Source organism: Nocardioides sp. (assembly GCF_041600255.1).
Taxonomy (GTDB): Bacteria; Actinomycetota; Actinomycetes; order Propionibacteriales; family Nocardioidaceae; genus Nocardioides.
In genome coordinates, this window is record NZ_JBFIKK010000029.1 from 1 (window position 1) to 11433 (window position 11433).

Consider the following 11433-nt stretch of genomic DNA (forward strand, 5'->3'; position numbering starts at 1 on the left):
ACGTGGGAGGCCACGGCCTTGACGTCCCAGCCGGGGAGATCGGTGGGGGTCGACCACTGATCGGCGGGCAGCTTCTCGAGCAGGAGGGTGAAGTCGTTGATCGTCTGCCACCAGACGTCGATGTGGCCGGCGAGGCGTTCCTGGTCCGTCATGGGCGGAAGCCTATTGCCCGGCGCTCCCGACCACACCAGGAGTGGCGAGTGGCAGGTGCTGGAGCTCCTTGAACGCCTCCGGGTCGCTGGTGTTCGCGGGCGTCATCAGCGAGACGCCGTCGATCGTCCAGCTCTGGCCGCGGAAGTCCTCGAGCCGGGTGAGCAGACGCTCCTGGTCGGCCTCGGTCAGCTCGCCGGTGAGCGGGGTCAGCGAGAGCCACGGGTGGAAGATTCGTCGGTCCACCAGGATGCCGTGACGCTGGGCGACGGCGTTGATCTGGGTGGCGATGGCGGACAGCTCGGCGAGGTCACCCTCGAGCTGGGCCCAGAAGTCCTTGTCGCGGTCGGAGTCGATCGCGCCACCTCCGGCGAACGTCACCGTCGGGCGGGGCAGGTCGGCCAGGCTGGCGCGCAGGGCCTCGGTCACCGTGATGATGTCGCCGGTGGTCAGGTTGCCGAGCTTCGCCACCGGCAGGTGCAGGTCGCCCAGCCGGGCCCGCGAGCGGACCGGGTCGTACGGCGACGACACGACGTCGGTCGTGACGGCCGAGCGGTCGCGTCGACGTCCGAGCAGTCCGCGCCGTGCCGGGGCCTCGGTGGCGGTGGGGACTGCCAGGACCGAGTCGACGACGTCGATGAGCTCGACGAGGGCAGCACGGGGCGGCACGATCGCGGTGAAGACCAGCATGGCGCCCACTCTGCCAGCCGCCCGGCAACCGGGGCGTCGAAGGGCGGGTGTTCGCCGACCTGCCAGTTGTGGTTGCTGGACTAGGTTCGTCGCCATGGAGACCTTCGTGGTGGCCGCCAGCTCGGTGTCCGGGTCGGTGCAGGACCTGCTCGACTCGATGATCAGGGCCGTGCCCCGGGTGGGGCTGGCCCTTGTCGTGCTGGTGCTCGGCCTCGGCCTCGCCCGGCTCCTGCGGTGGGGGCTGCGCAAGGTACTCGCTCGGCGGCACACTCCGAGCTTCGCCACCGTGATGAGCAAGCTGGCCTCGTGGCTGCTGATGGCAACCGCCGTCCTCAGTGCGATCACGATCGTCTTCCCGTCGGTCAAGCCGGTGAACCTGCTGACGGGCCTCGGGTTCTTCTCCCTGGCCGTCGGCTTCGCGTTCCAGGACATCCTCGAGAACGTTCTCTCGGGCGTACTGCTGCTGTTCCGTCAGCCTTTTCAGTCCGGTGACCAGATCGAGGTGCAGGACCGGACCGGCACGGTCGAGGCGATCACGATCCGCGAGACCCGGCTGCGCACGTACGACGGTCAGTTGATCCTGATCCCGAACCGGGACGTCTACAAGAGCGTGATCCGGGTGCAGACGCACTTCGACCAGCGCCGGATCGCCTTCGTGGCCGGCATCGCGTACGAGAACGATGCGGCCGAGGCGTGCGCGGTGATCGCCGCGTGCCTCGCGTCCGTGGAGGGCGTTGCGAACGACCCGCCGCCCGAGGCGCTCGTGCAGTCCCTGGGGGTCTCGACCGTCGACATCGAGGCGCGGTTCTGGGCCTCTTCCCGGCAGCACGACTCCCGGTTGGTGCAGCACCGCGCGATCACCGAGGTCAAGCGGGCGCTGGACGAGTCGGGCATCGAGATGCCGGCGGACATCGTCGCGCTGCAGGCGACTCCGAGCTTCCGCGCGGCCCTCCAGGGCGACGCCGAGGTCACCCCGGGAGGCGGCGTCCGCGCCTGATCTCGCGGGACGCCGGGCAACGCCGGGCAACGCCGGGGCGCCCCGCTCCGGCACACTGGAGCCATGAGCAAGCGCCCCCGGGTCCGTGCCCCCGAGCTCGTCGGTCGCGGCTGGCTGAACACCGACGGCGACCTCTCCCTGCGCGACCTGCGCGGCCGTTTCGTGCTGCTGGACTTCTGGACCTTCTGCTGCGTCAACTGCCTGCACGTGCTGGACGAGCTGCGCCCGGTCGAGGAGAAGTACGCCGACGAACTGGTGGTGATCGGCGTGCACTCGCCGAAGTTCGTGCACGAGGCCGACCCGGTCGCGCTGGCCCAGGCCGTCGAGCGCTACTCCGTGCACCATCCGGTCCTCGACGATCCCGAGCTGGTCACCTGGCAGGCGTACACCGCGCGGGCCTGGCCGACGCTGGTGCTGGTCGACCCCGAGGGGTACGTCGTCGCGCAGTACGCCGGCGAGGGGCACGCGCACGCGATCGACGCGCTGCTCGACGAACTGGTGGCCGAGCACCGCGACCGCGGGACGCTCCAGCCGGGCGACTCGCCGTACGTGGCCCCGGTGGCGGAGCCGACCGACTTGCGGTTCCCGGCGAAGGCCGTAGCGCTGGGTGACGGGCACGTGCTGGTCGCGGACGCCGGACACGACGAGGTGGTCGAGCTGGACGGCGACGGCACCGTCGTACGCCGCTTCGCCGGCTTCCGGGAGCCGAACGGACTCTGCCTGCTGCCGGACGCCGTCGCCGCGGAGGTGGGGTACGACGTGGTGGTCGCCGACACCGTGCACCACCAGCTGCGGTCGATCTCGCTGACGAGCGGCTCGGTCGGTGTCCTCGCCGGCGACGGCGAGCAGTGGATGCAGGGCGACGGCGTCGAGCGGCTCTCCAGTCCGTGGGACGTGGTCTGGTGGCAGGACCGGGTCTGGATCGCGATGGCCGGGATCCACCAGCTGTGGACCTTCGACCCGCGCACCGGTGAGGTGGCCGTGGCGGCCGGGACGACCAACGAGGGCCTGCTCGACGGTGAGGTCGACCGGGCCTGGTTCGCCCAGACCTCGGGATTGGCGGCCGACGGCGACCGGCTGTGGCTGGCCGACAGCGAGACCTCGTCCGTGCGCTGGGTCGAGGGCGGCCGGGTGGGGACGGCGATCGGCAGCGGCCTCTTCGACTTCGGGTTCCGCGACGGCGCCGCCGACCAGGCGTTGCTCCAGCACCCGCTCGGGGTGAGCGTGCTGCCGGATCGCAGCATCGCGATCTGCGACACCTACAACGGCGCCGTCCGCCGGCTCGACCCGACTACCGGACAGGTGACGACGCTGACCGACGACCTCGCCGAGCCGAGCGGGGCGTACGTCGACGGGGCCGAGCTGGTCGTCGTGGAGTCGGGCGCGCACCGGCTGACCCGGATCCCGCTGGGGGCGTCCGGGGTGGTGACCGACGGGTTCGCGCACAGCACGCACCGGCCGGTGACCGCGGTGGCTGCGGGGGTGTCGTTGGTGATCACCTTCGAGCCGCCGCCGGGGCAGAAGGTCGACGACCGCTTCGGTCCCGCCACCCAGCTGGTGGTCGAGGCCACGCCGCCGTCGTTGATCCGTGCCGGCGACGGCCGGGGGACCGAGCTGACCCGGGTGCTCACCCTCGACGAGCAGGTCGGCGAGGGCGTGCTGCACGTGGCGGCGCGGGCGGCGTCGTGCGACGTGGCGGGGGGTGAGGGCGCTGCCTGCCGGATGCACCAGCAGGACTGGGGGGTGCCGATCCGGGTGGCCGCGGACGGGATCGTGGAGCTGGTGCTGCCGTTGGGTGGGGCCGGCTGACGGGAGCGGTCTTCCGCTGTAACGCGGGGTTATGGTCGCTGAACACGCTGCGGAGGGGGCACTCAGCGACACGTTCACCGCGTTGCAGCCGGTGGTCGGATCGGCTCGTGTCCCACCTCACCCCGGCGACGATGCAGGGCGAACCCGTCTGGCCCCCTAGGCTCGGGGACAGCCAGTTGCCGCCCGGAACGTCGGGCCGGCTGCTCTTCTTTGAAGCCCGGTGTGGTGCGTGGACCTCCGCGCAAGACCAGTGATCGGGTGACGAGACCGCGTCTCGCAAGGCTCACCGGATCCACGCCTGTGGCTCCGCGCCGGACGCACACCCCCGATCGAAAGTTCTCGCATGTCTGCGCCCGCCCTCGAACGATCCACCCCCGATGCTGCCGCCTCCGTCTTCAGCGGCCTGCCCGCCGAGCTGATCCAGGCGCTCGCCGCCCAGGGCATCACCGTCCCCACCCCGGTCCAGGCCGCGGTCATCCCCGACGGCCTCTCCGGCCACGACGTGCTGGGCCGCGCCCAGACCGGCTCCGGCAAGACCCTCGCCTTCGGGATCCCGATGCTGGCCCGACTGGCCGGCGAGAAGAGCCGCCCGGGCCACCCGCGGGCGCTCGCCGTCGTCCCGACTCGCGAGCTCGCCCAGCAGCTGAGCCGCGCGCTCGTGCCGTTGGCCAACTCGCTCAAGCTCCGCGTCACCACGGTCTACGGCGGTACGCCGTACGACCGCCAGGTCCGCGCGCTGAAGAACCGCGCCGACATCGTGATCGCGACCCCCGGTCGGCTCGAGGACCTGATCAAGCAGGGGCACTGCTCGGTCGAGGACATCCAGATCACCGTGCTCGACGAGGCCGACCACCTGTGCGACCTGGGCTTCTACCCGGCCATCGACAAGCTCGTCGGGATGACGCCGGCCGGCAGCCAGCGGATGTTGCTCTCGGCGACGCTCGACGGCGACGTCGACCGCCTGGTCCGCAAGCACCTGCGCAACCCCAAGCTGCACCAGCTCGACCCGAACGCGGGCGCGGTCACCACGATGACCCACCACACGCTGGTCGTCGGTGGCTTCCGCGACAAGGTCGACGCTGCCGTTCGTCTGGTCGAGGCCAATGGCTCCACGATCCTGTTCACGCGTACTCGTGACGGTGCCGTCGAGCTCGCCGAGGCGCTCACCGCCGCCGGCGTCGAAGCCGTCGACCTGCACGGAAACCTGAGCCAGCGGGTGCGCGAGCGCAACCTGCAGAAGTTCTCCAGCGGCAAGGTCCAGGCCGTCGTCGCGACCGACGTCGCCGCACGTGGGATCCACGTCGACAACGTCGACCTGGTGATCCACTTCGACGCGGCCAACGACCCGAAGGCGTACCTGCACCGTTCGGGCCGTACGGCGCGAGCCGGCAAGGACGGCTGCGTCGTCACGATCTCGACGCCGAAGTTCGTCGACCAGGTGGTGCGCTTGCAGCGCAGCGCCGGTGTCGAGGTGCTGCACCACGACCTGCGCACCGCCCCGCGGCTGCTGACGGCCGAGGCGCTCGTCGAGTCGGGCTCGGCCACGCCGCCGCGCGCGTCCGGTCCTCGCACCGGTGGTTCGCGCCCCGGTGGGGCCCGCCCGTACGCCGGCGGGTCGGCGGGCGGGTCGGGCGACCGCAAGCCGTACCGCGGCCAGGGTGGCGGCGCGCGTCGACCCGAGGGTCGCCCCGACGGTCGCAGCGACGGCCCCCGCCAGTCCGGTCGTGGCCGTGCGGGTGCGGGGAGTGGCTCGCGCTGGTCGGACCAGGGTCGCTGAGTCCCTGCTGTCGCAGGTTCATCAAGGTATGTAGATCAACCAACGCTTCCCATGGCGTGCACACCATGGGAAGCGTCGGTTCGGCTGGGACAGCCTGCGGATCTGCGGGCTGACGCGCCGGATCAGTCCTGACAGCTCGTGCTTCCGATGATCAACCCGCGCTTCCCATGCTCTGCAGACCATGGGAAGCGCGGGTTGATCTGCATACCGTGATGAAACTGCATCAACCCACCGCCAACCGCGCCGCAATCGCCAGCATCACCACCCCGATCAGCGCATCGAGCACCCGCCACGCCGACGGACGCGACAGCACCCGGTGCGAGAGCCGCGCCCCGTAGCCCAGCCCGGTGAACCACAGGATGCTTGCCGCCCCCGCTCCCACCGCGAACCACCAGCGCCCGTCACTGCCGTGGTGGTTCGCCAACGTGCCGAGCAGCAGCAGCGTGTCGAGGTAGACGTGCGGGTTCAGCCAGGTCAGCGCCACCGCCCGGACCGCCACCGAACGTCGCGAGCGGACCAGCCCGGCCGCAGCCCGCAACGCCTCCGGGTGCCGGGCGCGCAGCAACGAGTGGACGCCGTACCAGGTCAGGAAGGCAACCCCCAGCCACCGGACGACGTCCACGGCCCAGGGAGCCCGGGCCACCACGGTCCCGATCCCGGCCACCCCGGCCACGATCAGCAGGAGGTCCGAGACGGCGCAGATCAGCACCACGAGGCCCACGTGCTCGCGGGCCAGCCCCTGACGCAGGACGTAGGCGTTCTGAGCCCCGATCGCGATGATCAGCGTCAGGCCGGTGACCAGTCCGGTCGCCAGGGCATCGATCACCCGTGCACCCTAGGCGCCGCCAGCACCCCGTGACCTGCAGGGACCGATCAGAGCTCGGCGCGCTCCTCGATCCGGGTGCTGCGCGACTGCCGCCGGTTGACGGTGAGGGCGAGCGCCAGCCCGAGGATGCCGACCGCCACGCAGATCCAGCCGACCGTGTCGGTGGCCACGTACTCCTCGACCCGGTCCGGGATCTCCACCGCCCCGGTGACGATGATCAACCCGACGATCAACAGCAGGATTCCAGCGCCGATACCCATGACAACTCCGAACTCTGAGGGGGATGCTGCGCGGCGCGACGTACGCCGGCGCGGTCGGCGGGTGGCCAGACCCGCCAGGCAGGTGTACCCCGCCGCATCGGCCACGAAACCCCCGCACAACGCGACGACCCGCCCGGAGGCCGGGCGGGTCGTCGCGAGGTGGATCAGGTGGAGCGGATCAGAACGCGGCCTCGTCGAGGTCCATCAGGTCGAGCGTGGTGCTCTCGGCGATGGCGCGCTCGGCGGTCAGGCGCGGCAGGTTGGTCTGCGCGAAGAACTGCGCAGCGGCCACCTTGCCCTCGTAGAACGCCTTGTCCTTGCCCGGCTCCCCGGCCAGCTTCTCCAGGGCGACCTCGGCGCCGCGGAGCAGCAGCCAGGCACAGACGACGTCGCCGAGCACCATCAGCAGGCGGGTGGTGTTGAGCCCCACCTTGTAGATGTTGCGCAGGTCGCCGCCCTCGGCGCTGGCGTCGGCCGACATCAGGTCGTTGATCATGTGACCGACGATCGCGTTGGCGTCCTCGAGCGCGGTGGCGAGCAGCTCGCGCTCCACCTTGAGGCGACCGTTGCCGGCCTCGCCCTTGATGAACGCCTCGATCTCGCTGGCCAGGTGGCCCAGCGCCTTGCCCTGGTCCTTGACGATCTTGCGGAAGAAGAAGTCCTGGCCCTGGATCGCCGTGGTGCCCTCGTAGAGGGTGTCGATCTTGGCGTCGCGGACGTACTGCTCGACCGGGTACTCCTGCAGGAAGCCGGAGCCACCGAAGGTCTGCAGCGACTCGGTGCCCAGCAGCACCCAGGAGCGCTCCGAGCCGTAGCCCTTGACGATCGGCAGGAGCAGGTCGTTGACCTTCTCGGCCAGCTCGTCACGCTCGCCGTTGTGCTCGGCGACCATGACCTTGTCCTGCCACGACGCGGTGTAGAGCACCAGCGAGCGCATGGCCTCGGAGAAGGCCTTCTGCGTCATCAGCGAACGACGTACGTCGGGGTGGTGGGTGATCGTCACGCGGGGAGCGGTCTTGTCGGCCGCCTGCGTGAGGTCCGCACCCTGCTGACGCTGCTTGGCGTAGTCGAGGGCGTTCAGGTAGCCGGTGGAGAGCGTGGCGATGGCCTTCGTGCCGACCATCATCCGGGCGTTCTCGATGACCTGGAACATCTGCGCGATGCCGTCGTGCACCTCGCCGAGCAGCCAGCCCTTGGCGGGCTCCTTCTCGCCGAAGGTGACCTCGCACGTGTTGGAGACCTTGATCCCCATCTTGTGCTCGACGTTCGTGACGTAGACGCCGTTGCGCTCGCCGGTCAGCTCGCCGGTCTCGTGGTCGAAGTGGATCTTCGGGACGAGGAAGAGGCTGAGGCCCTTGGTGCCCGGGCCGCCGGCGCCCTCGACGCCCACGGGGCGCGCGAGGACGAGGTGCATGATGTTCTCGCTCATGTCGTGCTCGGCCGAGGTGATGAAGCGCTTGACGCCCTCGATGTTCCAGGAGCCGTCGTCGTTCAGGGTGGCCTTGGCGCGGCCGGCGCCGACGTCGGAGCCCGCGTCGGGCTCGGTCAGCACCATGGTGCAGCCCCACTGGCGGTCGACCATGATCTGGGCGATCTGCTTGTCGCGGTCGTTGCCGTTCTTGTAGACGACGTTCGCGAAGGCGGGGCCGGCGGCGTACATCCAGATGGGGGCGTTCGAGCCCAGGACGAGCTCGCCCATGGCCCACACCAGGCTGGAGGGGGCGGGCTGCCCGCCGATCTCCTCCATCACCTGCAGGCGCCACCACTCGGCGTCCATCCAGGTCTGGTAGCTCTTCTTGAAGGACTCCGGGATCGGCGCGGTGCTGGTCTCGGGGTCGAAGACCGGCGGGTTGCGGTCGCTGTCCTCGTAGGACTCGCCCAGGTCCTCGCGGGCCAGCCGGTCGACCTCGCTGAGGATCGAGCGAGCAGTCTCGCTGTCCACCTCGGCGAAGGGGCCGGTGCCCAGCACGTCGTCGCGCCCGAGCAACTCGAAGAGGTTGAACTCGATGTCGCGGAGGTTGCTCTTGTAGTGGCTCACAACTACACCTTTTCGATCGCGGGTGTCGGTTTCGGGGGGGCCTGACATCGGCCCTGTCGGTGGCGGAGCCCCAGAGCGCTACTCACCAGTAACTTAATGATGCCTCGCCCGAGCGGACCGCGCAAGAGAATGCCCATGAGAGTTGCCCGACACCCCTGTGTACGGCGTGATCCCCGACACGCCGGCGCTCGGAGAGTTGACAGTGACCCGGCCTTAAACTCTACTGTGTTACTCAACAAACAAAGTTGCTCGACTTTCGATTGAAGGACTCCCCTCATGCGCAAACTTCTCGTCCTGGGCTTCGTGGGCCTCCTGGCCCAGCTGATCGACGGTTCCCTGGGGATGGGCTACGGGGTGACCTCCTCCACCCTGCTGCTCGCCGTCGGTGTCGCGCCCGCGGCCGCCTCGGCCGCGGTGCACTTCTCCGAGATCGGCACCTCGCTGGTCTCCGGCATCTCCCACCACAAGCTCGGCAACGTCGACTGGCGCACCGTGTCGATCCTGGCCGTCCCCGGCTTCATCGGTGCGTTCGCCGGCGCGACGTTCCTCGCCGGCCTGGACGGCGCGACTGCCAAGCCGTGGGTCGCTGGCCTGCTGCTCGCGCTGGGTGTCTACGTGATCTGGCGCTTCCTCGTGCTGGGCGGCGCCCGCCCGCAGCTGAAGTCCCGTCCGTCCGCGTGGTTCCTCGCCCCGATGGGTGTCTTCGGTGGCGCGCTGGACGCCATCGGTGGCGGCGGCTGGGGTCCGGTCGGTACGACCTCGCTGCTCTCCTCGGGTCGGCTCGAGCCCCGTAAGGTGATCGGCTCGATTGACACCTCGGAGTTCGTGGTCGCCGTCGGTGGCTCGCTCGGGTTCATCCTGGCGCTCGGCTCGCAGGGCATCGACTGGCACTACGCAGGCGCGCTGCTCGCCGGCGGTGTGATCGCCGCCCCGTTCGCCGCCTGGCTCGTCAGCAAGCTGTCCGGGCGCGTGCTCGGCGTCGGCGCCGGCGGTCTGATCATCCTGACCAACTCCAAGACCATCCTCGAGTCGCTGGGGGTCAGTGGCAGCTCGGTGGCCCTGGTCGCCGCCGCACTCGCGGTCCTCTGGATCAGCGGCATCGTGTGGACGGTGCGCCAGGACCGGTTCGACCGCGCGCTGGCGGCGATGGAGAAGGACCTGGTCTCCGCCTGAGCCGAATGTCCTGCTCCTCGACTGCCTTGGTGCAGATGTCTGACAGAGTGGAGCCGTGCGCGTCTCCACCAAGTCGGACTATGCCCTGCGGGCCCTCATCGAGATGGCCACGCGTCAGGACGGTCGCCCGGTCAGCGCCGAGGAGCTCGGTCGCCTGCAGGAGATCCCCCGGGGTTTCCTGCAGGCGATCCTCGCCGATCTGCGTCGGGCGGGGGTCGTCCTGGCCCAGCGGGGCCAGGCCGGTGGCTGGCGGCTGGCCCGCCCGGCCGACACGGTCTCGGTGGCCGACGTGATTCGGGCGGTGGACGGCCCGCTGGTCTCCGTCTACGGACTGCGCCCCGAGGCGGTCAGCTACAACGGGTCGGCCGAGGTGCTCCAGCACGTGTGGATCGCCGCTCGCCGGTCGTTGCGGGAGGTGTTCGAGGAGGTCTCGATCCAGCAGCTCGCCGATGGTGCGCTCCCCGAGGCGATCACCTCGCGCACCGACGACGACGACGCCTGGCAGCCGCACTGACCCGCCCGAACCGGCTCGGTCCGATGCTGCGGGAAATCTAGAACCTGTTCTCGTTTCGCCCTAGGATGCCGACCATGATCACGTCGGAGAACATCACCTGGAACGCCCCGAACGCCGAGCACCCGGCCCGCGCGGCCTCGCAGCGCTCGTACTCCGCCGTCTGCCGGGGTGACCTGGAGGAGTGGCTCTCGGTCTACGCCGAGGACGCCGTGATCGAGGACCCGGTCGGGCCGTCGATGTTCGACCCCGAGGGCAGGGGCCACCACGGCCACGAGGCGATCCGGGCCTTCTGGGCCCAGGCCATCTCCCCGATCGCGACCTTCCACTTCCTGATCACTGACTCGCACGCCAACGGCAACACCTGCGCGAACATCGGCACGATCACCACGACGTTCCACGACGGTGGGGTCGTCGACACCGACCTGGTCATGGTCTACACCGTCAACGACGACCACCAGGTCGCCTCGATGAAGGCCTACTGGGAGCCCGAGCGGGCGATGGCCACCTACCGCAAGCCCTGATCAGCCGGCGTTCGACGCCACCCACTCCACGAACGGGCGCAGCGCCCGCCAGTCGTCGCGCACCACGTCGAGCAGCTCGGGCGTGTGGATCACCGGCTCGAAGCCGTGCGAACGGCCCACCGTCATCGACTTGTGGCGCAGCAGCTCGATCCGCGGGTGGTCGGCGTCGTAGCCCCGCGGCGAGGTCTTGAGCTTCTCGCCGCCGACCTCCCAGCCGGCGGAGACGAGCCCCGCCAGCAACTCCTCGAGCTCGGTGCCGCGGCGGTCGTCGTCGATCGCCTGTCGGATCCCGGCCAGCCGCGGAGTGCTGGCCTCGTAGAACCCGGCGCCGGTGCGGACCCCGCGGGCCGACAGCTCGACGTACCAGCCGGTGGCGGGGCCGGCGGCGACGAACGCGCCCTGGTGGGTCTTGTACGGCGTCTTGTCCTTGGCGAACCGCACGTCGCGATACGGCCGGAAGACCTTGGCGTCCCCGAACTCCGGTGCGAGCGCCGCGGTCAGCGCGGCCATCGGGGCCTTGACCGCCTCGTCGTACACCGCCTTGTGCTTCTCCCAGTACGACCTGGTGTTGTCCACCTCGAGGTCGTCGTAGAAGTCGAGGGCGGCAGTCGGGAAACCGGTGAAGACGTCAGCCATGGCGCGAGCCTACGGCGCGGTGCAGGCGGGCTCGGTCCACCC

The 11433-nt window shown here is 70.2% G+C and carries 12 protein-coding genes; 6 read left to right on the forward strand and 6 right to left on the reverse strand.

The window, feature by feature from the left end; genetic code table 11:
* Nucleotides 1–152: maleylpyruvate isomerase N-terminal domain-containing protein (locus ABZE72_RS05520; protein ID WP_372728045.1), on the reverse strand; the 152-nt coding region annotated here is incomplete at its 3' end.
* A 10-nt stretch (nucleotides 153–162) separates the two neighbouring features.
* On the reverse strand, nucleotides 163–840 hold the full coding sequence (locus tag ABZE72_RS05525) for a 2'-5' RNA ligase family protein (RefSeq protein ID WP_372728021.1): 678 nt from the start codon (nucleotides 838–840) through the stop codon (nucleotides 163–165).
* Nucleotides 841–934: 94 nt separating this feature from the next.
* Between ABZE72_RS05525 and ABZE72_RS05530 the strand changes: the two genes are divergently transcribed.
* From ABZE72_RS05530 to ABZE72_RS05540, 3 genes are all read left to right on the forward strand, one after another.
* Complete coding sequence (locus ABZE72_RS05530; RefSeq protein ID WP_372728022.1) at nucleotides 935–1837, forward strand: mechanosensitive ion channel family protein; 903 nt, start codon at nucleotides 935–937, stop codon at nucleotides 1835–1837.
* Between the two features lie 63 nt (nucleotides 1838–1900).
* Nucleotides 1901–3646, forward strand: a complete 1746-nt coding sequence (locus ABZE72_RS05535) for an NHL domain-containing thioredoxin family protein (RefSeq protein WP_372728023.1) — start codon at nucleotides 1901–1903, stop codon at nucleotides 3644–3646.
* A gap of 343 nt (nucleotides 3647–3989) precedes the next feature.
* On the forward strand, nucleotides 3990–5423 hold the full coding sequence (locus tag ABZE72_RS05540) for a DEAD/DEAH box helicase (protein WP_372728024.1): 1434 nt from the start codon (nucleotides 3990–3992) through the stop codon (nucleotides 5421–5423).
* Between the two features lie 223 nt (nucleotides 5424–5646).
* Here ABZE72_RS05540 and ABZE72_RS05545 read toward each other — a convergent pair whose 3' ends face one another.
* The 3 genes from ABZE72_RS05545 to ABZE72_RS05555 form a co-directional block, all read right to left on the reverse strand.
* Complete coding sequence (locus tag ABZE72_RS05545) at nucleotides 5647–6249, reverse strand: LysE/ArgO family amino acid transporter (RefSeq protein ID WP_372728025.1); 603 nt, start codon at nucleotides 6247–6249, stop codon at nucleotides 5647–5649.
* Between the two features lie 47 nt (nucleotides 6250–6296).
* Nucleotides 6297–6509: a DUF6458 family protein gene (locus tag ABZE72_RS05550; RefSeq protein ID WP_372728026.1), complete on the reverse strand. Its 213-nt coding sequence runs from the start codon at nucleotides 6507–6509 to the stop codon at nucleotides 6297–6299.
* 178 nt (nucleotides 6510–6687) lie between these two features.
* A complete protein-coding gene (locus ABZE72_RS05555; protein ID WP_372728027.1) occupies nucleotides 6688–8547 on the reverse strand; it encodes an acyl-CoA dehydrogenase in 1860 nt (619 codons plus the stop codon).
* A 276-nt stretch (nucleotides 8548–8823) separates the two neighbouring features.
* Between ABZE72_RS05555 and ABZE72_RS05560 the strand changes: the two genes are divergently transcribed.
* The 3 genes from ABZE72_RS05560 (at nucleotide 8824) to ABZE72_RS05570 (ending at nucleotide 10755) form a co-directional block, all read left to right on the forward strand.
* Nucleotides 8824–9720 (forward strand): sulfite exporter TauE/SafE family protein, encoded by an 897-nt coding sequence (locus ABZE72_RS05560; RefSeq protein ID WP_372728028.1) that lies wholly within the window; start codon nucleotides 8824–8826, stop codon nucleotides 9718–9720.
* 55 nt (nucleotides 9721–9775) lie between these two features.
* Complete coding sequence (locus tag ABZE72_RS05565) at nucleotides 9776–10234, forward strand: Rrf2 family transcriptional regulator (RefSeq protein WP_372728029.1); 459 nt, start codon at nucleotides 9776–9778, stop codon at nucleotides 10232–10234.
* Between the two features lie 74 nt (nucleotides 10235–10308).
* The gene (locus tag ABZE72_RS05570) at nucleotides 10309–10755 is read left to right on the forward strand and encodes a nuclear transport factor 2 family protein (protein ID WP_372728030.1); all 447 of its coding nucleotides are present in this window, start codon (nucleotides 10309–10311) and stop codon (nucleotides 10753–10755) included.
* Here ABZE72_RS05570 and ABZE72_RS05575 read toward each other — a convergent pair whose 3' ends face one another.
* The gene (locus tag ABZE72_RS05575) at nucleotides 10756–11391 is read right to left on the reverse strand and encodes a DUF2461 domain-containing protein (protein WP_372728031.1); all 636 of its coding nucleotides are present in this window, start codon (nucleotides 11389–11391) and stop codon (nucleotides 10756–10758) included.
* Between the last annotated feature and the right edge of the window lie 42 nt (nucleotides 11392–11433).